At 68.2% G+C, this 25,231-nt stretch carries 20 protein-coding genes and 1 pseudogene; 13 read left to right on the top strand and 8 right to left on the bottom strand.

Annotated features, from left to right (window positions below):
• Positions 1 to 12: 12 nt before the first annotated feature.
• The 4 genes from BMZ69_RS22965 to acnA form a co-directional block, all read right to left on the bottom strand.
• A complete protein-coding gene (locus tag BMZ69_RS22965; protein WP_092161193.1) occupies positions 13 to 411 on the bottom strand; it encodes a RidA family protein in 399 nt (132 codons plus the stop codon).
• Positions 412 to 572: 161 nt separating this feature from the next.
• The gene (locus BMZ69_RS22960; protein WP_092161191.1) at positions 573 to 1,304 is read right to left on the bottom strand and encodes an isochorismatase family protein; all 732 of its coding nucleotides are present in this window, start codon (positions 1,302 to 1,304) and stop codon (positions 573 to 575) included.
• An 18-nt stretch (positions 1,305 to 1,322) separates the two neighbouring features.
• Positions 1,323 to 2,684: a dihydroorotase gene (locus tag BMZ69_RS22955; RefSeq protein ID WP_092161189.1), complete on the bottom strand. Its 1,362-nt coding sequence runs from the start codon at positions 2,682 to 2,684 to the stop codon at positions 1,323 to 1,325.
• On the bottom strand, positions 2,681 to 5,389 hold the full coding sequence (gene acnA, locus BMZ69_RS22950; RefSeq protein WP_092161340.1) for an aconitate hydratase AcnA: 2,709 nt from the start codon (positions 5,387 to 5,389) through the stop codon (positions 2,681 to 2,683). Before acnA ends, BMZ69_RS22955 begins: the two co-directional genes overlap by 4 nt.
• Before the next feature lie 241 nt (positions 5,390 to 5,630).
• Between acnA and BMZ69_RS22945 the strand changes: the two genes are divergently transcribed.
• Genes BMZ69_RS22945 through BMZ69_RS22930 form a run of 4 tightly spaced genes read left to right on the top strand, consistent with a single transcriptional unit; the run spans position 5,631 to position 9,617 of the window.
• Entirely contained in the window at positions 5,631 to 6,329 is a 699-nt protein-coding gene (locus tag BMZ69_RS22945; protein ID WP_092161187.1) for a GntR family transcriptional regulator, read from the top strand.
• Complete coding sequence (locus BMZ69_RS22940) at positions 6,326 to 7,276, top strand: isocitrate lyase/PEP mutase family protein (RefSeq protein WP_092161185.1); 951 nt, start codon at positions 6,326 to 6,328, stop codon at positions 7,274 to 7,276. The genes BMZ69_RS22945 and BMZ69_RS22940 overlap by 4 nt, the downstream gene beginning before the upstream one ends.
• Positions 7,277 to 7,291: 15 nt before the next feature.
• Positions 7,292 to 8,674, top strand: a complete 1,383-nt coding sequence (locus BMZ69_RS22935) for an FAD-dependent oxidoreductase (RefSeq protein ID WP_092161183.1) — start codon at positions 7,292 to 7,294, stop codon at positions 8,672 to 8,674.
• Positions 8,675 to 8,690: 16 nt separating this feature from the next.
• Positions 8,691 to 9,617 (top strand): LysR family transcriptional regulator, encoded by a 927-nt coding sequence (locus BMZ69_RS22930; protein ID WP_092161181.1) that lies wholly within the window; start codon positions 8,691 to 8,693, stop codon positions 9,615 to 9,617.
• Between the two features lie 6 nt (positions 9,618 to 9,623).
• Here the strand turns inward: BMZ69_RS22930 and BMZ69_RS22925 are convergent, their stop codons facing one another.
• From BMZ69_RS22925 to BMZ69_RS22915, 3 genes are read right to left on the bottom strand one after another with little or no spacing between them, the layout of a single operon-like run.
• Positions 9,624 to 10,343, bottom strand: a complete 720-nt coding sequence (locus tag BMZ69_RS22925; RefSeq protein WP_092161179.1) for an SDR family NAD(P)-dependent oxidoreductase — start codon at positions 10,341 to 10,343, stop codon at positions 9,624 to 9,626.
• Positions 10,336 to 11,397 (bottom strand): LLM class flavin-dependent oxidoreductase, encoded by a 1,062-nt coding sequence (locus BMZ69_RS22920; RefSeq protein ID WP_092161176.1) that lies wholly within the window; start codon positions 11,395 to 11,397, stop codon positions 10,336 to 10,338. The genes BMZ69_RS22925 and BMZ69_RS22920 overlap by 8 nt, the downstream gene beginning before the upstream one ends.
• A complete protein-coding gene (locus tag BMZ69_RS22915; protein ID WP_210188076.1) occupies positions 11,394 to 12,020 on the bottom strand; it encodes an NADPH-dependent FMN reductase in 627 nt (208 codons plus the stop codon). Before BMZ69_RS22915 ends, BMZ69_RS22920 begins: the two co-directional genes overlap by 4 nt.
• A 423-nt stretch (positions 12,021 to 12,443) precedes the next feature.
• Between BMZ69_RS22915 and BMZ69_RS22910 the strand changes: the two genes are divergently transcribed.
• From BMZ69_RS22910 to BMZ69_RS22870, 9 genes are all read left to right on the top strand, one after another.
• On the top strand, positions 12,444 to 13,427 hold the full coding sequence (locus BMZ69_RS22910; RefSeq protein ID WP_175506935.1) for a Bug family tripartite tricarboxylate transporter substrate binding protein: 984 nt from the start codon (positions 12,444 to 12,446) through the stop codon (positions 13,425 to 13,427).
• On the top strand, positions 13,424 to 13,909 hold the full coding sequence (locus BMZ69_RS22905) for a tripartite tricarboxylate transporter TctB family protein (protein ID WP_092161170.1): 486 nt from the start codon (positions 13,424 to 13,426) through the stop codon (positions 13,907 to 13,909). The genes BMZ69_RS22910 and BMZ69_RS22905 overlap by 4 nt, the downstream gene beginning before the upstream one ends.
• Entirely contained in the window at positions 13,909 to 15,408 is a 1,500-nt protein-coding gene (locus BMZ69_RS22900; protein ID WP_092161168.1) for a tripartite tricarboxylate transporter permease, read from the top strand. Before BMZ69_RS22905 ends, BMZ69_RS22900 begins: the two co-directional genes overlap by 1 nt.
• A complete protein-coding gene (locus BMZ69_RS22895; protein WP_092161166.1) occupies positions 15,398 to 15,835 on the top strand; it encodes a nuclear transport factor 2 family protein in 438 nt (145 codons plus the stop codon). Before BMZ69_RS22900 ends, BMZ69_RS22895 begins: the two co-directional genes overlap by 11 nt.
• Before the next feature lie 545 nt (positions 15,836 to 16,380).
• Positions 16,381 to 17,220 (top strand): cellulose biosynthesis protein BcsN, encoded by an 840-nt coding sequence (gene bcsN, locus BMZ69_RS22890; RefSeq protein ID WP_175506934.1) that lies wholly within the window; start codon positions 16,381 to 16,383, stop codon positions 17,218 to 17,220.
• 24 nt (positions 17,221 to 17,244) lie between these two features.
• Positions 17,245 to 19,428: a UDP-forming cellulose synthase catalytic subunit gene (bcsA, locus tag BMZ69_RS22885; protein WP_092161162.1), complete on the top strand. Its 2,184-nt coding sequence runs from the start codon at positions 17,245 to 17,247 to the stop codon at positions 19,426 to 19,428.
• Positions 19,425 to 21,851: a cellulose biosynthesis cyclic di-GMP-binding regulatory protein BcsB gene (locus BMZ69_RS22880; RefSeq protein ID WP_092161160.1), complete on the top strand. Its 2,427-nt coding sequence runs from the start codon at positions 19,425 to 19,427 to the stop codon at positions 21,849 to 21,851. Before bcsA ends, BMZ69_RS22880 begins: the two co-directional genes overlap by 4 nt.
• On the top strand, positions 21,848 to 22,867 hold the full coding sequence (locus BMZ69_RS22875) for a family 8 glycosyl hydrolase (RefSeq protein ID WP_244543492.1): 1,020 nt from the start codon (positions 21,848 to 21,850) through the stop codon (positions 22,865 to 22,867). Before BMZ69_RS22880 ends, BMZ69_RS22875 begins: the two co-directional genes overlap by 4 nt.
• A complete protein-coding gene (locus BMZ69_RS22870; RefSeq protein ID WP_092161158.1) occupies positions 22,858 to 25,032 on the top strand; it encodes a tetratricopeptide repeat protein in 2,175 nt (724 codons plus the stop codon). Before BMZ69_RS22875 ends, BMZ69_RS22870 begins: the two co-directional genes overlap by 10 nt.
• 117 nt (positions 25,033 to 25,149) lie before the next feature.
• Here BMZ69_RS22870 and BMZ69_RS31290 read toward each other — a convergent pair.
• Positions 25,150 to 25,231: pseudogene (locus BMZ69_RS31290) on the bottom strand (IS5/IS1182 family transposase); the annotation flags it as partial.

The raw sequence follows: 25,231 nt of genomic DNA, 5'->3' as shown, positions 1-25,231 counted from the left end.
GCTAGCCCCGCCTCAGCCGCCACGCCGATGGGCGACGCACTTGATCTCGACCAAGAGGCCGGGATGGGCGAGCTCGGAAACGCCGACCCGCGTCCAGGCATAGCCCTCGCGCGGGACGAGGCGGTTCTTGACCTCGCGGAACACGTCCATGTGGCGCGCCATCCCGACATGGTAGGTGGTGACATCGACCATGTCGGCGAAGCTGCAGCCGGCCGCCTCCAGCACGATCCGGACATTCTCCCAGGCGGCGGCAAACTGCTCCGCCGGGTCCTCGATCACCTCAAGATCGGGCGTGCGGCCAACCTGGCCCACGACATAGACGATCTCGCCGACGCGCACGGCCGGCGCATAGCCGGCCCGCTCGACGATGGCGCGCATCGAGTCAGGGACGATGATCTCGCGATCGGCCATGGCTTCCTTCCTCTGCAGCGATCGACAGAAGCTCTAGTCATCCCGGGCGACCGAAGGGAGACCCGGGATCCATGCCTGAACCTCTTTCGAAAAGGCTCAGGAATGGATCCCGGATCTCCGCTACGCTGCGTCCGGGATGACTCGCAATATTCGAGGAAGCCTCAGCCCTGCACACCGGTCGGCAGGTCGTCGCGGACGGCAAGGCCGCCGAGATAGTCCTTCACCTCGGCCGAGGAGATCACGTCGGCATATTTGCAGTTGAGGTCGAACAGGTTGATCGCATGGCTCGCCTGGAAACGGTCGAACGCCGTCTCCTCCGGGATCACCACCTTGAAATTATAGGAATAGGCGTCGACCGCCGTCGCGCGCAGGCAGCCCGAGGTGGTGCAGCCGGTCAGGATCAGCGTGTCGACGTCGAAGAAGTTGAGATGGCTCATGAAGATCGTGCCGAAGAAGCAGGACGGCTTGCGCTTGCCGATGCGGATGTCCTGCGGACGCGGCGCCAGCGGCGCGACGGTCTGCGTCGCATGCGTGCCTTCTGTCGAGGTCTTCTCGGCGCCGCGATGGTTCTTGCCGACCTGCACGCCGGAATCGATCATGTCCGGCCGGCGGGCGCTCTCGGTATAGAAGACCGGGATGTTCTTCTCGCGCGCCAGCTCCAGCAGCGGCACGATGTGCTCGACCGCCGCCCAGGCCTCGGGGCCGCAATGGGTGCGGTACTGCTTCAGGCCCTCCAGGATGTCCTCCGGCTTGTCGCCGCAGAAATTGTACTGGACGTCGATGATGAACAGGGCCGGACGCTTGCCGAAGCCGCCGCGCTTGCCATAGCCGGCCTGCGCATAGACCTGCTTGTCGCGCTCGGTCAGGAAATCGTCCCAGATTCGCTTGGTCATCGTCTTCAGCCTTCAGTCTCAGGAGCGGTGCAGATAGCGGCCGGCCGGCGTCGCGCGGGCATCGGGATCGACGGCGCCGTTGCTGGCGATGATCCGGCCGCGCAGGATGGTGCGCACAGGCGCGCCCTTGAAGCGCATGCCCTCGTAGGGCGAGTAGTCGGAGTGCGATTCCTGCGTCGCCGGATCGACCAGGACTTCTCTGTCCGGATCGACGACGACGAGGTCGGCGTCCAAGCCGACAGCGATGCCGCCCTTGTTCGGGATCGAATAGAGTCTGGCGACATTGGCGCTGGTCGCGGCGGCGATCTGCTCGATCGGCAGCCCGCGCTTGTGCACGCCCTCATGGATCAGGACCGGCAGCAGCGTGCCGATGCCGGGGAAGCCGGCGCTCGCCTTCCAGATGTCCGGCCCCTTGGTCTCGCGCTTGCGCGGCACATGGTCGGAGCCGATGGTCGAGATCGTGCCGTCGCGCACGCCCTCCCACAGCGCCTCGACATCGTTCTCGGATCGCAGCGGCGGGTTGACCTTGCCGAGGAAGCTGATCGGCGACTGGCTGGTCAGCGAAAGGTAATGGCTGCAGGTCTCGACATGGATCGGCGCGCGGCCGGGCCGCTTCGCCCGGCGCACGATCTCCAGGCTCTCGGCGCTCGACATGTGCACGATATTGACCGGGCACTGCGCCTTCTCCCCGAAATAGATCACGCGGAAGACGTTCTCGGCCTCGAGGAAGCCGGGGCTCTGCTCGTCCCAGACGGGCAGGTCGTTGCGGCCGGCTTCCTTCAGCGGCTCGCGGAAGACCGGGATGACCTCGACATTCTCGCAGTGGACGCCGACGACGCCGCCCTTGATGCGCGCGCCCTGCAGCAGCGCCCGGTAGAGCAGCCCGTCATCGATCTCGGTGAAGCCCTTCGCGGCGCCCGAGGCGCCCTTGTACATCAGGTAGACCTTGATCGAGGTCACGCCGAAACGCTCGGCGCATTCCGGCAGCGTCTCGATATGGAGCTTGCTGGTGACGCCGAAATGGAAGCCGAAATCGATCAGCGACTGGCTCTCGCCGCGCTCCTTCCACGGCCCGGTCGACTGGCGCAGGTCGTTGGAGCGGTGGAAGGTCATCATCCCGGTGACGCCGCCGATGGCGGCCGAGCGCGATTCCGTCTCGAAATCGGTCTCGTTCGAGCCGAAGCCGATATGGGTATGCGGGTCGATCAGCCCCGGCATCACCCATTTGCCGCGGCAGTCGATGACCTCTTTGGCGCTCGCCTGCTCGCCCGGCGCCAGCAGCGCCGCGATGCGCCCGTCCTTGACCGCGACCGAGCCGGTGCGGACCCAGACGCCCGGGAAGACGATCTCGCCTCCCGCCAGCAAGAGATCGAAACTCATGGATGCTCCGTCGTGACCAGAGCCGGCGCCTCGCGCCGGGTGAAGAAGGCGAGGACCTCGGCCATGATGCCGCCGGCCCGCAGGCAGGCGCGCTCGCTCCGGGTCGAGACGTCAGCCGTAACTGTGAAACGGATCGACCCTGCAGCACCGGTGGCAGTGACCGTTGCCGAGCCGGTGCCGTCGATCGCCGCGACGAGCCCCTCGATATCGAAGCTCTCGCTGCCGTCGAGCCCGAGCTGACGCCAGCCTTCGCCTTCGGCAAAGCGCAGCGGCACCACGCCCATGCCGATCAGGTTGGAGCGGTGGATGCGCTCATAGCTCTCGGCAATGACGGCGCGCACGCCGAGCAGGGCCGAGCCCTTGGCGGCCCAGTCGCGGCTGGAGCCCATGCCATAGTCTTTGCCGCCGAGCACGATCAGCGGCACGCCGCGCTCGCCATAGGCGCTCGCCGCCTCGTGGACGGAGACGACCTCGCCGTCCGGCTGGAGCTGCGTCCAGCCGCCCTCGCGGCCGGGCACCATCTGGTTCTTGATGCGCAGATTGGCGAAGGTCGCGCGCGCCATCACCTCATGATTGCAGCGCCGGCCGACATAGGTATTGAACGCCTTCGGCTCGATGCCAAGCCCGATCAGATAGCGCCCCGCCGGGCTGTCGACCGGGATCTCGCCGCTCGGCGAGATGTGGTCGGTGGTCAGCGAGTCGCTATAGGCGCCGAGCACGCGCGCGCCATGCAGGGCGTCCGGCACGCCCTCGCGCGCGCGTTCGCGAGCGAGCTCCAGGAAGGGCGGCTCGACCAGATAGCTCGATTGCGGGTTCCAGCCGAAGCGCAGGCCAGTCGGGGCGGAAAGCTCGTCCCAGAGCAGACCCGAAGGCGTGTCGCCATAGACCTCGCGGAACAGGCGCGCATCGCCGGCACGGGCGGCGAGCGTGGCGATCTCCTCTTCGTCCGGCCAGAGATCGGCGAGGCGGATCGGCTTCTGCGCGTCCACCCCGTTGAGCGGCTCGCTTTCGAGATCGATGTCGATCCGCCCGGCCAGCGCGAAGGCGACCACCAGCGGCGGCGACATGATGTAGTTGGCCCGCACCTGACGATGGATGCGGCCCTCGAAATTGCGGTTGCCCGAGAGCGCGGCGGCAGCGACCAGCCCGCCCGCATCGATCGCCTGCGCCATCACCTGCAGCAGCGGACCCGACTTGCCGCCGCAGGTGGTGCAGCCATAGCCGACCACGCCGAAGCCTAGCCGCTCCAGCGGCACCAGCAGGCCGAGCTCGTCGAGATAGCGCGTCACCACGCGCGAGCCCGGCGCCAGCGAGGTCTTGACCCAGTCAGGAACGTTGAGCCCGGCAGCCACCGCATTGCGCGCCAGCAGCCCAGCGGCGATCATCACGGCCGGGTTGGAGGTGTTGGTGCAGGCGGTGATCGCCGCGATCGCCAGTGCGCCATGCCGAAGCTCTGCCGAGCCGGCAGACGTCGTCACTGGAACTGCCGCGCTCGGATCGCAGGCGAAACCGCCCTCCGCCAGCGGCTGCGGCAGTCGGCTCGCGAAATCCGCCGCGACGGCAGATAGATCGAGCCGGTCCTGCGGACGGCGCGGCCCGGCGACGCTGCGGCCGACCCTGGCAAGGTCGACCTCGACGATGCGGGAATAGTCCGGGTCGGGCAGGCCAGGCTCGCGGAACAGGGCATTGGCCCGCGCATAGGCCTCGACGAAGGCGGCCTGCTCCGGCGAGCGTGTGCGGGAGAGATAGGCGATCGTCTGCGCGTCGATCGGGAAGAAGCCGGCGGTCGCCCCGTATTCCGGCGCCATATTGGCGAGCGTCGCCCGGGATGGCACCGACAAAGTCGCCGCGCCCGGCCCGAAATACTCGATCACGGTCGCGACCACGCGCTCGCGCCGCAACCGCTCGGTCACGGTGAGGACGAGGTCGGTGGTGGTGGCGCCCGGCGGCAGCGCCCCGATGAGCCTGACGCCGACGAATTCCGGCACCGGGAAGACATAAGGTTGCCCGAGCATCGCCGCCTGCGCCTCGATGCCGCCGACGCCCCAGCCGAGCACGCCGATGCCGTTGATCATCGGCGTGTGGGAATCGCCGCCGATGACGAAGTCCGGACAGGCGATCTCGCCGAGCGGCGTCGCGACCCGCGTGACGACGGGAGCGATGTGCTCCAGATTGACCTGATGGATGATGCCGGTGCCCGGCGGATAGACGCGGACGGAGCGAAAGGCCTGCTGCGCCCATTTCAGGAAGCTGTAGCGCTCGCCATTGCGCTCGAATTCGCGCGCCATATTGCGCGCCATTGCATCGGGCGTGGCCGAGACGTCGACCTGCAGGGAGTGGTCGACGATGACGTCGACGGGAATGCGCGGCTCGACGCTGGCGGGATCGCAGCCGGCCTTGGCGACGGCATCGCGCAGCGAGGCGAGATCGAGCAGCACCGGCAAGCCGCTGGAATCGGGCAGGATGACGCGGCCGACAGTCAGCGGCACGCCGACGCCGTGGTTGTCGCGCCAATGCAGCATCGCCGCGACAGCATCCGCGCCGATATTGGGATCGCAGAGCCGGCCGCGCTCGAGATTCTCGACGAAGACGCGACAGGCATAGGGCAGCGTGGCCAGGGCGACACCGGCGCGCTCGGCCGCACCGGCGACCGAGACGTAAGCTCCGGCCGCAGCATCGATCGCCAAAGTATCATCGGACGTCATGACGCCGGCCATTCCGCGGCTCGCATCGTTCAACACCCCGGGAAAATGCGAGTCGGGTCGATTAATGTCAACACTTTCAGAAAAGTATTTTTCTGAAGACATTTCAATTCCCGACCGGCCGGCAGCCAAATCAGGGCCGCAGCATAGGCAGCTGCGACCGTGCGAAGCCCCGCCAGCCGCGCTCCAGCAAGCACCCCTCAAAACTGTTGACACATTTTCAACCCGCTTCTAACGTCCTGGCATGGACCTGCAGGACGCGGCAACCGGCGAACGACGCCCCGAGACGCTCGGCGAAGAGATCTTCGGCCGCATCCTCGAACTGATCTACAGCACCGAGCTCGCCCCCGGGATGGTCGTCAACGAATCCGTGCTGGCAACACGCTTCGGCGTCAGCCGCGGCCCGGTCCGCGAGGCGATTCGTCGCCTCCAGGGCATTCAGCTCGTCTCGCGTGAGCCCTTCCTGCGGGCCCGCGTCGTCTCGCTGTCAGCGCAGGCAATCCTGGAACTCTTCCAGATGCGCGAGGCACTCGAAGGCTATGCCTGCCGCCTCGCCGCCCAGCAGATGAGCGAGGCTGAGATCGACGCCCTGATCGCCGATCTCGAAGCCGCCCATTCCGGCCACCAGCCGGAAGGCGCGCGCTTCGACTTCCATGAGCGGGTCGTGCGCGCCAGCGGCAACAGCCGCATCATCGACAGCCTCTGCGGCGATCTCTACCACCTGCTGCGCATCTACCGGCGCATTTCCGGCGCCGTGCCGGAGCGCAAGGAACTCGCCTTCACCGAGCACTGGCAGATCCTGCGCGCCATCAGGATGCGCGACGGCGCACTCGCCGAATCCCTGATGCGCTCGCATGTCGAGCGCGCCGGCCGCCATGTGCTGGCCCAGGTTCCCGAAACCTCATCCACGGACGCCGCCGATGCGGAGAAACGAGCATCATGATCGCCAGACGCGAGATTTCGGCTCCGGCCGCCTTCCGGGCCCTGCTCAATTCCGGCGAGTTCCTGGTTTCGCCCGGTGTCTATGACGGCTACAGCGCCCGCTTGGTCGAGGCCGCCGGCTTCAAGAGCGCCTGCACCAGCGGCGCCGCCATCGCCAATGCGATCCTCGGCGTCGAGGATCTCGGCATGATGGGCCTCAACGAGAACGTCAATCACTGCCGCCAGCTCGCCCGCTCGATCGCGATCCCGCTGACCTGCGACGCCGACAATGGCTACGGCAACCCGATGAACGTGCACTACACCGTGCAGATGTTCGAGGAGGCCGGCGTCGCCGGCGTCAACCTGGAAGACCAGGTCAGCCCGAAACGCTGCGGCCACATGCCGGGCAAGGAGGTCGTCTCCAGGGAGGAGATGGTCAAGAAGATCGAGGCCGCATGCCTCGCCCGCCGCGACGACGACTTCGTCATCATCGCCCGCACCGACGCCCTCGCCGTCGAGGGCATCGACGCGACGCTGGAGCGCATCCGCGCCTATGTCTCCGCCGGCGCCGACGCGATCTTCCCCGACGCTGTCAAGACCGAGGACCAGATCGCCCGCGTCGTCGAGGCGGCCGGCGGCAAGCCGGTCTCGATCAATATGGGCTTCGGCATCCGCCCGCGCCCGACCACGCCGCTGATCCCGTTGCCGCGCCTCAAGGAGCTCGGCGTGCGCCGCATCAGCCTGCCGCGCATGCTGCCGGCCGCCGCGATCAAGGCGATGCAGGAAGCGCTCTCGGTGATGCGCGGCGTGATGGAGACCGGCATCCCGGCCGACCGCTCCGACCTGCTGGTCGGCATCGAGGAGATCTGGAACCTGATGGGCTTCCCGGCCATGCAGGCGTTGGAGAAGCAGCTCCTCACCACCGACCATTACGAGACCAAGTACAAGGCGACGGCGAAGGCCTCCTGAAGCGGGGCGGGCCTGATGTCCGCCGAGCCCGATCTCGCAGTCGACGTCCTGGTGATCGGCGCCGGCGGCTGCGGCCTCGTCGCCGCCCTCGCCGCGCATGAGGCCGGGGCCGAGGTCGCGATCGTCGAGAAGCTGCCGCGCCTCGCCGGCAACACCATGCTGTCGAGCGGCTCGATCCCCGCCGCCGGCACCCGCTTCCAGGCCGCGGCCGGCATCGCCGACGACCCCGCCCGCTTCGCCGCCGATCTGCGCCGCACCGCCGGCCCGCACGAGGCCGAGGCGCTGGTCGATCGCCTCGCCGACATCTCGGCGCCGATGGTCGAATGGCTTGCCGATACCATCGGCCTGCCGATCGAATTGATAGGCGCCTATCGCCATGTCGGGCACAGCGTCAACCGTCTCCACGCCGTGCCATCGCGCCGCGGTGCGGACCTGATGCAGGGGCTCTGGCAGACAGCGGAGGAACGCGGCGTCCCGGTGGCGCTGGCGACCCCTGCAATCGAACTTATCGTCGAAGACGGCGCCGTCCGCGGCGCGCGGGTCCGGACGCAAGGCAGCGAGGAGAGCCTGATCGCGGCCAAGGCCGTAATCCTCGCCTGCAACGGCTTCGGCCATGACCGGGACCTCATCGCCCGCTACGCGCCCGACATCGCCGGAGCCGAATATTTCGGCGCGCTCGGCAGCGATGGCGAGGCGTTGCGCTGGGGCGAGGCGCTTGGTGCGCGCCTTGCCAATATGGGCGCCTATCAGGCTCATTCCGCGATCGCCCAGCCGCATGGCGAGCTCGTCACCTGGACGGTCGTCGAGAAGGGCGGCGTCATCGTCGACGAGACCGGCCGGCGCTTCGCCGACGAGACCCTCGGCTATTCGGCCTTCGCCGCGCCGGCGCTGGCACGCGGCGGCCGCCTGTTCGCGATCTATGACAGCCGCATCCGCGACGCGACCGCCGCCGGCCAGCCGGATTTCGGCGTGCTCGTCGCCCATGGTGGCGCGCCCGATTTCGCCGATGCCACCGCGCTCGCCACTGCGTGCCGCCTGCCGCCGGATACGCTCGGAGAGACGCTCGCGCTAACGGCCGGTGCAGCCCGGGGCGACCGGCCGGATAGATTCGGCCGCAAGGCCTGGGGCACGGGGCCGCTGCAGGCGCCGTTCGTCGCGACACGGATCGCACCGGCGCTGTTCCACACCCAGGGCGGCCTGCTGGTCGACGAGGAGGCGCGCGTGTTGCGCACGGATGGCGGCGTCGTTCCGGGCCTCTATGCCGGCGGCGGGGCCGCAGCGGGTATCAGCGGGCAGGCAGGCGGCGCCGGCTATGCCTCCGGCAACGGCCTGCTCGCCGCGCTAGGTCTCGGCTTCATCGCCGGGCGGGCGGCGGCTCGCCTGACGCGAACCGCCTAGAGGGAGGGCGTGGCCGATGGATCTCCGGGCGCTGCGCTATTTCCGGACCGTCGCCGAATGCGGCAGCTTCAGCCGCGCCTCGGAGATGCTGCGCATTTCCCAGCCGGCGGTCAGCCGCACCATCCGCGAGTTGGAAGGCGAGCTCGGCAAGGAGCTGCTCGAACGCGGCCGCGACGGTGCCCGCCTGACCGAGTCCGGCCGCATCCTGTTCGAGCACTCCGCCCAGCTCCTGCGTCAGGTCGAGCAGGCCGCGAACGACGTCCGCCGCGGCGCCACCGCCCTGACCGGCCGCCTCACCATCGGCATGCCGCCGGGCGTCGGCCATCTGCTGGCTCCTCCCCTGCTCGCCCGCTTCAGCGCCGAGCACGAGCAGGTCGAGGTCAAGATCGTCGGCGGCTTCTCCAGCCAGCTCCGCGACATGCTGGCCCGCCGCCAGCTCGACCTCGCCTTCGCTCATGACCCACTGCCGCAGCGCGGCCTCAAGGTCACGCCCTTGTTGCGCGAGGAGGTCTTCGTCGTCGGGCTTCCAGGCAGCCTTGGCGAGGGCACCGGCGGCTTGCCCTCGGCCGAGATCGTCAAGCTGCCGCTGATCCTGCCGAGCCGGCCCAACGCCTCGCGCCGGCTCCTCGACGCCTGGGCCGCGCGCGAGGGCCTGTGGATCGACGCCCGCTACGAGGTCGACGACCACGTCATCACCAGCGGACTGATCAAGCGCGGCCTCGGCGTCAGCCTGATGACCCGCGCCACCCTCGCCGCGGGCATGCTCGCCGGCGAGATCGACATCCGCCCGATCGCGCCGCGGGCCTATTGGCCGCTGGCACTGGCCGAACTCGACCTGCCCTCACCTTCCGGTATTGCCGCCGAATTCGCCCGCATCGCACTCGGGATCGTGCGGGAGATGACGGAACAGGGGCGCTGGCCCGGCGCGATCGGCCCGGAATAAACCGATCTATCCCGGCGCCACCAGCGAGGCCCCGCCGCAGACATAGAGCGTCTGACCGGTGATCGCCCCGGCCTCCGGCGCCAGCAGGCACTGCACGAGATAGGCGACCTCATCCGCCGCGATCAGCCGCCCGATCGGTAGTGAGACGGCAGGCGCCTCGCCCCGGCCGGGGTCGCGCAGCATCGGCGTTTCGGTCGCCGCCGGCGCCACGACATTGACCGTGATGCCACGCGGCGCGAGCTCCAGCGCGAGACTCCGGGCAAGCCCGTGCAGCGCCGCCTTGGTCGCGGCATAAGCGCCCCGCCCCGGCCGGCCGAGCGCGCCGCGACTCGACAGCAGCACGATACGCCCGCGAGCATCGGGCAACACCGGCGCGAGCGCGCGCAGGATGGCGATGGCGGCGCCGACATGCAGTCGCCAGAGCGTATCGACATCCTCGTCACGGATTTCCGCGATACGCCCGGTCCGCATCACCCCGGCGCAGTGCACGAAGGCGTCCGGCCGTTCCGCCAGGATCTCCGGCAGGACGCTCGCCAGCGCGGTGGCATCGAGCAGATCGAGCGGGATCGTGCGAAGGCCGGCAGCCTCCGCTTCTGACGGCGCCGGCTGGCGATCGATGCCGGTGACGCGCCAGCCCGTCGCGAGCAGGCGCTGCACCAGCGCCAGGCCGATCCCGGATGAGCTGCCGGTGATCAGGGCATGGCGGGACGTTGCCGCCTCAGCCATGGGCCGGCTCCGGTTCCAACTGCAGCGCACCGGCATCGATCACCAGCCGCTCGCGCAGCAGCGGGACGACCTTTTCGGCGAAGCTGGCGAGCCCCTCGGCCATCGGGTGGAAGCGCAGCATCAGGCAGTCGACGCCGATGCGCGAATAGGTCTCGGTCCGTTGCGCCAGCAGCTCCGGCGTGCCGACGAGACCGGCGCCGAGACCGCGCGCCGCCACGGCGGCGATGCGGCTGCGCTTGCCGTAGTCCAGCATCTCCTGCGCCTGGGCGTGGGCCTCATCCAGCGTGTCGGCGCAGATCACATGCGCGCTGAGCCCGATCCCGAGTTCGCGGCCATGGCCGGCGGCGAGCGCCTTCATCTCGGCGATCTCCTGGGTCATCACCGCCAGATTGTCGTCATAGAGCCGATAGTCGGGCACGTAATCGGCGAACCAGACATCGCAGCTTTCCGCCACCAGCGCCTTACCCTCGGGCGAGCGGCTGGCGGCGTAGATCGGCGGCGGCGCGCGGCGCGCCTTCAAGGGCAGGCTCGCCTTGTCCACGGTGTAGTAGCGGCCGCTGAACGAGAACGCCTCTTGCGTCCACAGGCCGCGCAGCACCCGGACGAATTCGCCGAGGCGCGCGGCGCGATCGGCGCTGCTTTCCAGCCAGCCGCCATTGCCGAACAGGTTCAATTCGTCCGGCCACCAGCCATTGACCAGGTTGATGGCGAAGCGCCCGCCGCTGATCCGGTCGAGCGAGGCGCCCATCTTGGCCACCGCCTGCGGCGTGACGATGCCGGGATGGGCCGCGACCATCAGCTCCATCCGCCGGGTCCGCTGTGACAGCGCCGAGGCCATCACCCAGGATTCGAGATCCGGCCCGAGCCAGCGCTCGGCGATCAGCGAGATCGAGAACCCCGCCTCCTCGGCCTGCTGCAGGATGCGCGCGGCGAATTCGAAGGAGGTGTCGGACGCGCCTCCGGCACCGGCCGTGCCGAGCTCGGCGATCGCACGCTCCATCTCGGCTTCGGCGCGGATGGTGTGGGGCAAGGGCGCCCAGATTCCCAGTCTCATGGCGTGGTCCCGGTCGACGTGAAACTCACGGCGCGCTGCACTGACGCCAGGCCGACGAGTGCCGACGCTTGCGATTGGGTGAAGGCAAGCACTTGCTTGCCGACGCGGCCGAGATCAGCTGCGACCGCAGGATCGCTGCAGGTTCCGCCTGCGAACAGGCCGGGCACGGTGCGGATCGTCGCGCCATAGGGCGTCGGCCAGCCGCGCAGGGCATGCGCGATCGTCCGCAGCGTCGCCAAAGTCTGCCCCGCCGCCTGCCAGCCGGCGGCGCAGGCGATCAGCCCGATAGGCACCCCGTCGAGATACGGCCGCGCCTCCCCCGCTAGCTCCTCGGCATAGTCGAGCGCGTTCTTGATCAGGCCGGAGACGCTGCCGTGATAGGCCGGGCTCGCGATGATCAGCCCGTCGCAATGCATCAGCGCCGAGACCAGTGCGGCAGCTCCGTCATCGCGGCTCGTGATACCCGGCTGATAAAGCGGCAGCAGCAGGTCGCGTCCGGCGAAGACGCGAACCTCCGCCTTGCCCCGCATCGGCTCCAGCGCCTGGCGCAAGGCGAGCTCGGTCGAGGACTGCTCACGGGGCGTGCCGCCGATACCGACGATCAGCGGCTTGACGGTGGGCATTCTCGTGGGAGGGGAGTTGGCCAGCATGGTCTCCGCTCGAACAGGACAGGTCCGCATCACGAAACCGGTTCGGCGAGCCGGCGTCCAAGGCCGTTTGATCATCGCCCCATAAGCGGATTGCATGCAGCCTCTGGCAAATACTGTTGACACTAATGGGGATCAGCTCCGCATCTCTCCCATGCGCGCATCCGTGGACCGCCCCGACTCCAGCGAGTCTTACTCACGCAGCAACGTCAGGTCGCGGCTTCCCTTGTCAGCGGCAACTTGGCCGGCTGCCTTGTGGGACACATGCCGAAATATGCGTCAGGCTGTCTCTCAAGAAGTGTTGACATTTTCTTGCATACAGCAAAGGCTCAAACATCGCGCTTGGCCAAGGCATTGCCCGCCGGGCGCCGATCAGGGCGGAACGAGGGAAGAAGACCGATGAGCGGGATGGACGAAACGGGGATCAGGAGGCGCGCCCTCCTCGGCGGGTTGGCGGCGACGGCCGGGCTCGGCCTGGCGAGCCGGGCAGCCTGGGCCTTTCCGACGCAGCCGATCACCTTCGTCGTGCCTTATGCACCCGGCTCGACCGACCAGTTCGCCCGCGCCTTCGGCACCGAGATGGAGAAGATCCTCGGCAAGAACGTGCTGGTCGAGACCAGGCCCGGCGCCGGCGGGACGATCGGCGCGAACTATGTCGCCAAATCGGCCAAGCCCGACGGCCACACCTTGCTGTTCTCGACCTCGGCGCCGCTCTCGGTCGCGCCGCACCAGAACCAGCTTCCCTACGCGGTCTCGGACCTGCGGCCGGTCGCCCGCGTCGGCCTCGGGCCCAACGTCATGGGCGCCCGTGTCGGCGCGCCCTTCAACGACGTGAAGAGCCTCGTCGCCTATGCCAAGGCCAACCCGGAGAAGGTCACCTTCGGCAGCGCCGGCACCGGCGGCGGCACCCATCTCTCGGGCGAGGCCTTTGCGCTGGCCGCCGACATCAAGCTGACCCATGTGCCCTTCCCCGGCGCGACGCCGGCCGTGGCCGCGACCGTCGGCGGCACCATCGACCTCGCGCTCGGCTTCGCGCAGTCGATCGTGCCGCAGGCCAAGGGCGGACGCATGGTCGCGATCGCCCAGTTCGGCAAGACGCGCGCCAAGATCCTGCCGGACGTACCGACCTTCGCCGAATCCGGCGTCGACCTCGCGCTCTCGCCGCTGGTCGGCATCTGGGCACCGAAAGCGACGCCCGATGCGGTCGTGCAGCAGCTCGCCGCCGCGATCGAGAAGGCCGCGACCGGCCCGGCCGTCGTCGCCTTCGCGCAGAGCACGATGACCGAGGTCGAGTTCGCCGGCCCCGACGTCTTCAGCCGCGAGATCGCCGAGGAAAGCGCGATGATGAAGCCGCTGCTCGTCAAGCTCGGCTTGGCCAAGTGACCGGAAAACCCAGCGGCCTGACCGAGACCCTGCGACCGCGCCTCGGCGCGGTCGCAGGCGTTCTTTGCGGCCTGATCGGAACCCTCGCCTCGCTGCAGCTGCCGCTCGGCACGAGCCGGCTGCTCGGCCCCGGCGCGGTGCCGCTGCTGCTCTCGCTGGCGATGACCGGCCTGAGCCTCGCTTTGTTCGTCAAGCCGGGCGCGGAAGAGGCCGATGCGGATGAGGAGGATGGCGGCCTGCACGGCGCGGCCATGGTCGCGCTCGTCGCACTGATGATCGGCGCCTTCGCGCTGCTGCTAACGCGGCTCGGCTTCATCGTCAGCGCCACCGCGCTGATGTACGGCCTCTACGCCATCGGCGAGGAGAAACTGGTCTCGGCCAAAGCCCTTCTCCGGGCCGTGCTGACCGCGCTCGCCGCCTATCTGCTCTTCGTCGTCGCGCTCTCGGTCAACATGCCGGCCGGCACGCTCTGGGGTTACTGATGGAAGGCTTGCTCGGAGGGTTCATCGTCGCCCTCAAGCCGATGAACCTGGTCTTCTGCTTTTCCGGCGCGCTGATCGGCACGCTGATCGGCGTCCTGCCCGGGCTCGGGCCGACGGCTGCGATCGCGATGCTCTTGCCGCTGACCATCGGGCTCGACCCGGTCTCGGCGATCATCATGATCGCCGGCATCTATTACGGCGCCAGCTATGGCGGCTCGACCACGGCGATCCTCGTCAAGATCCCGGGCGAGGCCCAGAGCGTCGTCACCTGCCTCGACGGCTACAAGATGGCGCAGCAGGGCCGCGCCGGCGCCGCCATCGCCATCGCCGCGATCGGCTCCTTCGTCGCCGGCACGGTCGGCGCCCTCGCCATCGGCCTGATCAGCATGCCGCTGGTCGAGTTCGCCATCCGCTTCGGCCCGGCAGAGAACCTGTCGCTGCTGCTGCTCGGCTTCATCGTCATCCTGGTCCTGGCCAAGGGCAACGTCGTCAAATCGCTGATCATGATCGCGGCCGGCCTGCTGCTCAGCATGGTCGGGCAGGACGTCATCACCGGCCAGCCGCGCTTCACCCTCGGCATCCCCGAGCTCACCGACGGCTTCGGCGTCGTCGTGGTCGCGATGGGCATCTTCGGCCTCGGCGAGGTCTTCGAGAATGTCGAGAAGTTCCGCACCCGCTCGATGCAGGCGGTGCCCGTCGGCAGCCTGATGCCGACCAGGGAGGACTGGAAGCGCTCGGCCATGCCGATCGCGCGCGGCTCGGTGCTCGGCTTCCTGATCGGCCTCTTGCCGGGCGGCGGGGCGACGCTCGCCTCCTTCATCTCCTATGGCGTCGAGAAGAAGTTCACCAAGCATCCCGAGCAGTTCGGCAACGGCGCGGTCGAGGGCGTCGCCGGGCCGGAAGCCGCCAACAATGCCGGCGCGGCCGGCTCCTTCATCCCGCTGCTCGCGCTCGGCCTGCCCGGCAACCCCGTCACCGCCCTGCTGCTCGGGGCGCTGATCGTCCACAACGTCACGCCCGGCCCGCTGATGATCCAGGAGCGGCCCGAGATCTTCTGGGGCGTGATCGCCTCGATGTATGTCGGCAACGTCATGCTGGTGCTGCTCAACCTGCCGCTGATCGGCATCTGGGTGCAGCTGCTGAAGGTGCCCTATCGCGCGCTCTATGCCGCGCTGATCCTGTTCATGATCATCGGTGCCTATTCGCTCAACAACAATCCGGTCGAGGTGCTGCTCCTCTTGCTGTTCGGCGTGCTCGGCTACGGCCTGCGCAAGCTGCGCTTCGACACGGCGCCGCTGATCCTCGCCTTCGTGCTCGGCGGGCCGATCGAGTTCAACCTGCGCCAGACCATGATGCTGGCGCGCGATCCGCTCGACTACCTGATGGGCCGGCCGATCGCCCTGACCATCCTGGCTTTCGGCCTGCTGCTGATCGTGCTGCCGATGTTCTCGAAGGTGCGGCAGAAGCTGATGGTGGCGAGGGCGGTCAATGAGCTCTGAGGCGATCCTCTCGCCCGCCCTCGCAGCCGAGTGTCATGACGGGCCGAAAGCCCTCGCGCTTCGCTATCTCGCCGCCATGGAGCAACGCGACCTCGACGCCGCCCGCAGCCTCGTCTCCGAGGATGCTGTCTTCGTCTTCCCCGGCGGCGCGAGGCGCAGCGATGTCTCGGCGATCGTCGCCGGCTCGTCCGGCCGCTATCGCAGCATCGCCAAGCACATCGAGCGCTGTGACCTCTGCCAGCGCGCGGACGGCACCGTGGTCGTCTACGTCCTCGGCAGCCTCTACGGCCAGTGGCCCGATGGCAGCGCCTTCTCCGGCATCCGCTTCGTCGACCGCTTCGAGATCGCCGGCGGCCTGATCGCGCGCCAGGAGGTCTGGAACGACAGCGGCGAGATACGGCTGGCGATGCAGGCCGGCAGGCCCTGACAAGCGCCGCCACGGCACGAGCCTCCGGCGACAGCCCGATCCCATCCCGCCTTTCGCGCGTCTGCGCTTACCTGTCCTCGTCCGCGACACCGCCGCCATGCCGGGTCGATCCGCCGTCACGGAACCCTTGACGGGACCGGGCGTCTTGGCAGTCGGACTTCGCTGGGAGCGCCGGGCGTCCGGCTGCTCGCCGAACATGGTCTTCGAGAGATCGCCATCGCCGCAGCAGCTCATTCGTTGAGTTTCGCCCGTGCGGCCGACAGCGATCTTCTTTGACGGCGAAAGATGCCGGCAGCGGAATAAGTCCGTCCCGTGGTTGGAACAACCGCGCGAATCATTTGTATTGGGCGCGGCGCTTCGCGTGAAAATTGGGACGTGCGCGTGCTCGTGGACGTAAGCGTCCGTTAACCCGCATTAACCAATGGTCAAGACATGACGATGCTGCACCGAGATCGGCACGTTTGGCGATGAGTCCTCGGAAACGCGCTCATCCGATGCTCCTTGCCCTCCCCCGCATTCCGTCCAGGCGTGCGGCACGGTTCGCCATGGCGGCCTTGCTGGGGCTCTCCGGCGCCGGCTGTGGCGAGAGCAGGCTCGCAAGCGACGAGCTCGTCACGGCATCCCGCGCGACCTCGGTATCCCCGGCCCGCGCGCTCGCCCTGCTCCCGCCGGGCAGCATCCCGGTCATCGGAGTGACCCAGCGCAATTACGACAATGCCGTCTCACAAGTCATTTCGCTGGCGACGCGCGGCCGCACCCCCGGGGAGAATGCCATCGACATCGCCTTTTTCACCGCGGCCGATCTGCCCGACAGCGCCGCTGTCGCAGGCAATCTGCTGAAGCTGCCGGGAATCGAGGACCACGACGTCGCGCGGGAGATGGAGGACCGCCTGCCGGGCGTCGTCATGATGCCGTCGGCTGTCTTCGTCCAGAACAAATACGGCCCGTTCGGCTACGCCTTCGGCCGCGGCATCGGCGGCGAAGCCTGCCTCTATGCCTGGCAGCGCATCGCCGACGGCGACAGCATCTTCCGGCCGAAATCGGGCGCGGTCTCGGTCCGCATCCGCGTCTGCGATCCCACGGCCACCGAGGCGACGCTGCTGCGTCTGGCCTATGACTATTCGCTCAACGCCTCCTTGCGGCGGCCGGGCTGGAATCCGATCGGCGAGGCGCCGCCACCCGCGCCCGAGCTCGGCAAGGCCGGCGCGCCGATCTATCCGCTGCCGCAGGCCTCGTCCCCGGACGCATCCGCTCCGCAGCGTATCGTGCGCTCGCGGCCGAGCCGGGCCCCGCGAGGTGAAGCCGAGCCCGCCCCTGACCTGCCGGCGATCCCGGACAGACCTTTGGAGGGATATCCCACCGTTCCACCGCCGCCCCGCCCCTGAGGCAACCGACCTTTCAGCGAACCGATGCGAACCGCGAGCTACGTCATCTTCTGGGCCTTCGCCACCGCCGTGGTCGTCGCGCTCATCACGCTGCCGATCAGTCTGCAGGCGCATCTGATCGCGGGGACGATCGTCGTCGGCGCGATGATCCTGCTCAAGTTCCTGCGGCCCTACGGGGTCTGGCGGCTGATCGCGCTCGGCCTGGGGACTGCGATCGTGCTGCGTTATGTCTACTGGCGCACGACGAGCACGCTGCCGCCAGTCAACCAGCTCGAGGATTTCATACCCGGCCTGATCCTCTATCTGGCCGAGCTCTACAATATCGGCATGCTGTTCCTCAGCCTGTTCGTCGTGGCGATGCCGCTGCCACGGCGCAAGAGCGCACCTCCGCTCCCGGCGGAGGCGCCGACCGTGGATGTCTTCGTGCCCACATACAACGAGGAGCCCGAGCTCCTGGCGACGACGCTCTCGGCGGCGCTCGCCATGGACTATCCGGCCGGCCGTCTCACCGTCCATCTGCTCGACGACGGCGGCACCGACGAGAAGTGCAACGCCGACAACTTCGTCGCCGCCAGCGCGGCGCGGGAACGACGAACGCAATTGCAGGCGCTGTGCGCGGGGCTCGGCTGCACCTATCTGACGCGCGAGCGCAACATCAGCGCCAAGGCCGGCAACCTCAATAATGGGCTGGCCAATTCCAGCGGCGACCTCATCGTCGTCTTCGACGCCGATCATGCACCGGCGCGCACTTTCCTCACCGAGACGATCGGCTATTTCGGCCAGGACCCGAAGCTCTTCCTGGTCCAGACGCCGCACTTCTTCATCAATCCCGACCCGCTGGAGCGCAACCTCAAGACCTTCAAGGCGATGCCGTCCGAGAACGAGATGTTCTACGGCATCATCCAGCGTGGCCTCGACAAGTGGAATGCCTCCTTCTTCTGCGGCTCGGCCGCGGTGCTGCGGCGCACCGCCCTGCAGACGACGAACGGCTTCTCCGGTCGCAGCATCACCGAGGATGCCGAGACCGCGATCACTCTGCACGCCACCGGCTGGAACAGCGTCTATGTCGACAAGCCGCTGATCGCCGGGCTCCAGCCTGCCACCTTCGCGAGCTTCATCGGCCAGCGCTCGCGCTGGGCCCAGGGGATGATGCAGATCCTGATCTATCATCGCCCGATGCTCAAAAGCGGCCTCTCGCTGCCGCAGCGCCTGTGCTACTCGTCCTCGGCCCTGTTCTGGCTGTTCCCCTTCGTGCGCCTGACCTTCCTGGTCGCGCCGCTGTTCTATCTCTTCTTCGGACTGGAGATCTTCACCGCCTCGGGCCCCGAGTTCATCGCCTACGTCTTCAGCTACATGGTGGTGAACCTGATGATGCAGAACTATCTCTACGGCCGCTATCGCTGGCCGTGGATCTCGGAACTCTACGAGTTCATCCAATCGGTCTATCTGCTGCCGGCGGTGATCTCGGTCCTCGTCAACCCCGGCAAGCCGACCTTCAAGGTCACCGCCAAGAGCGAAGAGCTGGGGACACGCCGCATCTCCGAGCTCGGCCTGCCCTTCTTCATCATCTTCGCGGTACTGACGCTCGGCGTTGTCGCCACCTACTGGCGCACCATCACCCAGCCCTACAACGCCGACACGACCCTGGTGGTCGGGCTCTGGAACATCCTCAACCTGCTGATGGCGGGCTGCGCGCTCGGCGTGGTCTCGGAGCGGCCGGAAGGGCGAGGCGCCCGGCGTTTCCCGGTGAAGCGCCGCGGGCAGATCAGCATCGACGGCCGCACCGCGCCGATCGTCACCGAGAACGTCTCCGTCGACGGCGTCGCCATCCGGGTTCTGTCGAAGGGCTTCGACACATTGCCCGTAGGCAGCCGCGGCGAGGTCTCGTTCGAGACCACCATCGCGATGCCGCGCGATGCGCTGCCGGTACGCGTCGCGCGGTCGGCATCCGATCAGAAGGGGCTGGTGCTCGGCTGCCAGTACGAACCCAGCGATCCCGTGCACAGCCGCATCATCGCCGATCTCGCCTTCTCGGACGCCGCGATCTGGAGCGACTTCCAGAAGGCGCGGCGCCAGAACATGGGTGTCGTCTATGGCACCCTGCGGTTCCTGCGCATAGCCGTGTTCCAGACCAGCCGCGGCCTGTCCTATTTCTTCGGCCTCTATCGCTTTGCTCGTTCCAACGCCGCGCGGAGAGCAGCGGAATGAGCGCGCGTTTCCTGCCTATCCTCGCCGCAGCGGCACTCCTTCCGATGAGCGGTCTGCGGGCGCAGGAAGCCCAGCCGCGCGAGCCGGCGCCGTTCATGATCGCGCCGCCGGCCCAGCAGCCGACGGCCCCTGGTCCGGCCGAGCGCAAGCCTGCCGAGCCCGCACCTGCAACGCCCGCCATTCCTGCCAGCTTCGCCTTCAAGCCGCTGCTGCCCGCCGCCCGCGTCACGCTCGAAGGCGAGAGCGATACGCGCAGCTGGGCCTTCTACCTGACCCAGGACGAGGCGGGTGCCGACCTCAATCTCGACATTGCCTTCCAGAATGCGCTGGTCGTGATGCCGGAGGCCTCGCGTCTCACCGTGCGCATCAATGGCGAACGCATCATGGAGTCGCCGATCGCCTCTTCCGACAGCCTGAGGCGGAACTCCACCGCGATCCGCAAAGGGCTGCTCAGAGCCGGCCAGAACACGATCCGCTTCGAGGCCGTGCAGCGCCACCGCACCGACTGCACCGTCGCCTCCACCTATGAGTTGTGGACCCGTATCGACGGCGCCGGTACCCGCCTCAGCTTCAAGAACCCGGCACAGCAATCGCGGCTGCGCAGCATCGACGACCTTCCTGCCGTCGGCGCCGACGAGAGCGGGCAGACGACGATCCACATCGTCGCGCCGGGCGCAGCGAGCGCCGTTGCCGCCAACAGCATTCTTGCCGTTGCGCAAGGCGTCGCGCTGCGCGGCCGCTACAGCCAGACGACGGTTCGGATTTCAGAGCGGCTGCCGGACAGGATCCGTCCGGGCATGCTCACCGTCCTGCTCGGGACGGGCAAGGAGTTGCGCGATCTCATCGGCACATTGCCGGCAGAGGCCGGCACCGGGAGCTTCATCGGCTTCGCCGCGCATCCGAAGTTCGGACCCGCTGCCCTGCTCGTCACCGGAGAGACCTGGCAGGACCTCGAGGCGATCATCGCCAAGCTCCTGACCGGGCCGGTTTCGCGGCCGACCAACATCAACCGCAAGACGATGGGCACGGCGAGCTGGCATGTCCCCGATGCGCCGTTCATCTCCGACAGCCAGGTGCTGCGCTTCTCGGAACTCGGCATTCCAACCCAGGAATCCTCGGGACGGCGCATGCGCGTGCGCGCCGTCGTCGCCATGCCGGGTGACTTCTACGCCAACGCCTATGGCGAAGCGACGCTCTATCTCGACGGCGCCTATTCCGAAATCCTCCCCGGCGACAGCCATATCGAGATCTTCGTCAACGGCAATGTCGCGGCGACCGTGCCGCTCAACACGACGAGCGGCGGCCTCTTCCAGCAAACCCCGATCACGATACCGCTCCGGCATTTCCGTCCCGGGATCAACGAGATCTGGTTCGAGGCCGTCACGCCGGCCAAATCCGATCTCGCCTGCGGGCCGGGTGCGACGCTGCCGGGGAAGAACCGCTTTGCCCTCTTCGACACCACGGCATTGGCGATCCCGAACTTCGCCAAGATCGGCGTCAGCCCCAATCTCGCCGCCGTAGCGGGGACCGGCTTTCCGTATTCGATCACCTCACAGATCGCCCTGCTCGTCGGCCGCCTGGACATTCCCAATCTGAGCGCCGCGGCAACGCTGCTCGCACGGCTCGCGCAGCGCGCCGACCGGCCGCTCCCGGTCGATGTGATCGGCAGCGCCGCCGCCATCGGCAGCCGTCCCGCTTTGATCGTCGGCGCCGCCGGCCAGATGCCCGCGGGATTGCTGCCGCGCGTCGGCATCGCCGACACTGTCCGCAGCACCTGGCCGCAGCGCGCGGATGCGGTCGTCATCGTTCCGGAAACCGAGGGCACGGCGGTGTTCGATGCGGTGATCAACCGCTTCCAGGGCCGGCAGACGACGCCGGAGGATTCCGGCGGGGTCGCGCCGAGCACCGAGGCGGTCCGCGATCGTTGGCGCGGCTCGTTCGGTGGCCTCTTCGCACGCTATTTCATCAGCCTCGACCGATGGCTGCAGCGCACCTTCGACCTCTCCTTCGCCCAGCTGCGCACGCCCTCGCGCGCGCCCTCGCTCTATGAGCCGGCGGAGGGAGCCGAGCTGATCGCCGCCCAGGCGAGCGACCCCGACACGCGGCAGGTCTGGACCGCCTTCGTCGTGCGCCAGGAGGAGGCGCTCGAGAAAAACCTGGACAGGCTCGTCACGCCCGGCAACTGGGCCGGGATGGCCGGCAAGCTCACCGCTTTCCGCAGCGGGCAGGACAATCACGTCCTCTCGGCGGACAGCACCGCCTTCGTCATGACCCGGCCGTTCAGCCTGGCCAATATGCGCCTCGTCCTCGCCAATTGGATGTCGAGTAATATCGGCATCTACGCGCTGACATTGCTGGCAGCCTGCATCGGCCTCGGCATTGGCACCTTCCTCATGCTCCGGCGTTTGGGGAGGCATTCGTGAAGCGCTTCCTCATGACCCTGGCCATGACCGTTCTCGGCTTCACCCCGGCCACTTCAGCGACTCTGCCGGCCGGCGCTTGGGACCTCTACCGGCAGAAATTCGTCACCGCCGAGGGGCGCGTCGTCGACGACGCCAATGGCGGCATCAGCCATAGCGAGAGCCAGGGCTATGGGCTGCTGCTGGCCTGTCTTGCCGGAGATCGCGGCAGCTTCGCCAGCATCCTGTCCTTCACCAGGACCGAGCTGCTCATCCGCGACGACGGCCTCGCGGCCTGGCGCTGGGACCCGAAGGCGACGCCTCGCGTCACCGACATCAACAATGCCAGTGACGGAGACATCCTGATCGCCGACGCCCTCGCCTGCGCCGGGGCACGCTGGTCGATGCCGGCCTACACCACCGCGGCCCGCCAGATCGCTCGCTCGCTGGCCAAGACCGCTCTGGTGAAGCGCGGCAGCGAAACCTGGCTGATGCCCGCTGCGAAAGGCTTTTCCGAGACGGAACGGCCGGATGGCCCGGTGATCAATCCGTCCTACTGGGTGTTCGAGGCTTTCCCGACCCTCTCGCGTCTCACCAACGACCAGAGCTGGATGCAGGTGCAGGCGACCGGGCTGAAGCTGCTCGACGACCTCGCCAGGCGCAAGGCTCTCGCCCCCGATTGGCTCTCGCTCAAGGGCGAGCCGAAACCGGCCGAGGGTTTCCCACCCCAGTTCGCCTATAATGCCCTGCGCATCCCGCTCTATCTCCTGCGGGCCGGCCTCGCCGACAGGCAGCGGCTCGAGCCGTTCCACCGGGCCTGGGCCAACGGTACGGCGGTGGTCGACGTGGCCACCGGCAAGGCGGTCGAGCCGCTGCCGGAGCCCGGCTATCGCATCCTGGCCGCCGCCATGGCTTGCGCGCTCGATCGCACACCTGTCCCGGCCGAGCTGAAGACGTTTCAGCCGACGCTCTACTACCCGTCGACCCTGCACCTGCTAGCCCTCTCGATGCTGAGCGAGAGGTATCCGCAATGCATGTGAAATCCGCTCTGATCGCCGTGGCGGTCTCCAGTGCCGCATTTTACACCATCGGCCGCTATGGCAGCGAGATCCGCTGGCCCGAGGCGCCGAGCCCGGCCGTGCAGCAGGCCCTGGCTCAGTCCGAGAAATCACCGGAGCCGGCGCAGCCTGCCATGCCGGAGCTTGCACAGGCCGAAACCGAGTTCGCCCAGGCCCCGGCTGCACCGGGCCGCCCTGCAGCGCCCGCGCCACAGAGAGTAGACGAGACGGCACTGCGCTATTTCGCCAGTCAGGGCGACACACGCCGCTTCGAGGCGGAGCTGGCGCGTCTGCGCGCGCTCTACCCCGAATGGAAGCCGCCGACCGATCTGAACACGCCCCCGCCAGCCGGCGACCCCGAGCTGGAGCGGATGTGGAAGCTGTTCGCCGACGGCAAGTTCGGCGAAGTGCGTGCCGCGATCGCCCAGCGCAGCAGCGCCGATCCGAACTGGCAGGTTCCCGTCGATCTCGTCGCGCAGCTCGACCGGGTCGAAGCCGGCCAGCGCCTGATCAATGCCTCCAATGCCAAGCAGTGGGAGCAGGTGATCCGCATCGGCACCGAGACACCGGCACTGCTCACCTGTGCCAATGTCGACGCGCTCTGGCGGGTGGCCGAGGCCTTCGTCCAGACCAAGGCGCCCGAGCGGGCGCGCGACGCCTACGCCTATGTCCTGACCAATTGCACCAATCCGGCCGAGCGGCTCGGCACCATGCAAAAGGCGTTGGCCGACCTGCCTGAGGCATCGATCGGCCAGCTGCTGGGACAGGAGCGGCAGAACGAGTTCGCGAGCATCCGCGACGAGATCGCGCGGCGCCGTATCGGCAAGGCGGCCGAGGATCCCAGCTTGACCGCGACGCCGGAGGACCTCCGGCGCATCGAGGCGCTCGCCAACGCGGTGACGACGCCGGACGATGCGATCCTGCTCGGCTTCTACACCTTCCATCATGGCGAACCGGCCAAAGCCGTGACCTGGTTCCAGACTGCCCTGGCGCGCAATGGCGGCGCCAAGGCGGCGGAGGGAGCGGTGCTCGCGCTCGGCGCAACCCAGAAATACGAGGAAGCCGAAACGCTCGGCGCGCAATGGCTCGGCGCAAGCCCGGCAAATCGCAAGGCCTATCTCGACGTCGCGACCGCGCTGATCACGCAGGAGCCGGCACCGCGGCTCGAACGCGCCGTGATCGAGCGCATCGCCAAGACCGTCGGCGTCGACCGCTATGCCCCTGGAGGCGCCGGCCTCGGCTGGTATGCCTACAATTCCGGGCAGATCGCCGCGGCGGAGACCTGGTTCGAGACCGCCCTCACCTGGGATCGCGGCTATGAGCCGGCCGCCTATGGGCTCGCTCTGGTGCACCAGCGCCTGCGCGACCAGGCAGGCTTGCGCGCCATCATCGCCGAATGGCGCAGCCGCTCGCCGCGTATCGCCGACCTGCTGAACCCGGCGCGCAGGCGCGTCGATACACGCGAAGCGCGCCCCCTGCCCGATGCCAGCCCGGCTGATCGGCCGGTGCCAACGCCGGCCCCTGCCGAGCTAGCATCGCGCCGTGCCGTTCGCGCCGAGCCCGCGCCACGAACGAGCTACGAAGACGACGTCCCGGCCATGGTGGCGACGCGCCGTCCGGCGCCCGAGCGCCCGCGAAGCGGCTCCTGCGGTTCAGGTGCAGGCGGAGCCGCAGCGCTCCAGCGCGGCTGGTGCCTGCTTAACCTCAGGCGTCCCGCGGCCGCCGCTGCCGCGTTCGATGCGGCGCTCCGCAGCGGCAATGCGCAGGTCGCGGCCGATGCCGCCGCCGGCAAGGCCTATGCGAAAATCCAGCAGGGGCTGACGGCAGAGGCGAGCGCCGCAGCCGCAGCCGCGAAGCTGCCGCCGGCCCGTCAGAGGGAACTCCAATCCCTGCTGCTGTCCGAGCGCTTCTATGCCCAGTATGACGCCAAGGACTACAATGGCGCGCTGATCACGCTCGGCGAGCGCGCGCGCTTTGCCTCCGAAACCACCGATCTGATGCTGATGCGCGGCTGGTCCTACTTCAATCTCGGCCGCTACGACGATGCCAGCCAGATCTTCGAGGCGCTCTACAAGGCGAACAGGTCACCGCAGGCGCTGTCGGGACTGACCGCCATTCGCGATGTCACCCAGCGCAACCGGTCCTGAGGCTAGAGCAATTCCGCAATTCTTCAAATCGCGGAAATGTTCTAGGTCCTTGTTTTATCGCATTTTCTTCACGCGAACCGGTGTCCACTTCGCTCGAAAATGCTCTATGGTCGAGACTCAACGCAGCCAGTAGGCGACGAGAGCGGCGAGGCAGAGCGAGGCCAGATAGTTCCTGGCGAGCTTGTCGTAGCGGGTCGCG

Source organism: Allobosea sp. CRIB-10 (assembly GCF_900112185.1).
Classification (GTDB): domain Bacteria; phylum Pseudomonadota; class Alphaproteobacteria; order Rhizobiales; family Beijerinckiaceae; genus Allobosea.
The sequence above is the reverse complement of the archived record's forward strand: the minus strand, read 5'-3'. Positions and strand labels throughout refer to the sequence as shown.

Bases quoted from the DNA above. Each gene is read 5' to 3' on its own strand.
- BMZ69_RS22920 (WP_092161176.1), bottom strand. From the start codon at position 11,397: ATGAGACTGGGAATCTGGGCGCCCTTGCCCCACACCATCCGCGCCGAA.
- BMZ69_RS22935 (WP_092161183.1), top strand. From the start codon at position 7,292: ATGTCCGCCGAGCCCGATCTCGCAGTCGACGTCCTGGTGATCGGCGCC.
- BMZ69_RS22910 (WP_175506935.1), top strand. From the start codon at position 12,444: ATGAGCGGGATGGACGAAACGGGGATCAGGAGGCGCGCCCTCCTCGGC.
- BMZ69_RS22900 (WP_092161168.1), top strand. From the start codon at position 13,909: ATGGAAGGCTTGCTCGGAGGGTTCATCGTCGCCCTCAAGCCGATGAAC.
- BMZ69_RS22880 (WP_092161160.1), top strand. From the start codon at position 19,425: ATGAGCGCGCGTTTCCTGCCTATCCTCGCCGCAGCGGCACTCCTTCCG.
- BMZ69_RS22955 (WP_092161189.1), bottom strand. From the start codon at position 2,684: ATGAGTTTCGATCTCTTGCTGGCGGGAGGCGAGATCGTCTTCCCGGGC.
- BMZ69_RS22915 (WP_210188076.1), bottom strand. From the start codon at position 12,020: ATGCCCACCGTCAAGCCGCTGATCGTCGGTATCGGCGGCACGCCCCGT.
- BMZ69_RS22925 (WP_092161179.1), bottom strand. From the start codon at position 10,343: ATGGCTGAGGCGGCAACGTCCCGCCATGCCCTGATCACCGGCAGCTCA.
- BMZ69_RS22945 (WP_092161187.1), top strand. From the start codon at position 5,631: ATGGACCTGCAGGACGCGGCAACCGGCGAACGACGCCCCGAGACGCTC.
- BMZ69_RS22930 (WP_092161181.1), top strand. From the start codon at position 8,691: ATGGATCTCCGGGCGCTGCGCTATTTCCGGACCGTCGCCGAATGCGGC.
- BMZ69_RS22940 (WP_092161185.1), top strand. From the start codon at position 6,326: ATGATCGCCAGACGCGAGATTTCGGCTCCGGCCGCCTTCCGGGCCCTG.
- BMZ69_RS22965 (WP_092161193.1), bottom strand. From the start codon at position 411: ATGGCCGATCGCGAGATCATCGTCCCTGACTCGATGCGCGCCATCGTC.
- BMZ69_RS22895 (WP_092161166.1), top strand. From the start codon at position 15,398: ATGAGCTCTGAGGCGATCCTCTCGCCCGCCCTCGCAGCCGAGTGTCAT.
- BMZ69_RS22960 (WP_092161191.1), bottom strand. From the start codon at position 1,304: ATGACCAAGCGAATCTGGGACGATTTCCTGACCGAGCGCGACAAGCAG.
- bcsN (WP_175506934.1), top strand. From the start codon at position 16,381: ATGGCGGCCTTGCTGGGGCTCTCCGGCGCCGGCTGTGGCGAGAGCAGG.
- acnA (WP_092161340.1), bottom strand. From the start codon at position 5,389: ATGACGTCCGATGATACTTTGGCGATCGATGCTGCGGCCGGAGCTTAC.
- BMZ69_RS22870 (WP_092161158.1), top strand. From the start codon at position 22,858: ATGCATGTGAAATCCGCTCTGATCGCCGTGGCGGTCTCCAGTGCCGCA.
- bcsA (WP_092161162.1), top strand. From the start codon at position 17,245: ATGCGAACCGCGAGCTACGTCATCTTCTGGGCCTTCGCCACCGCCGTG.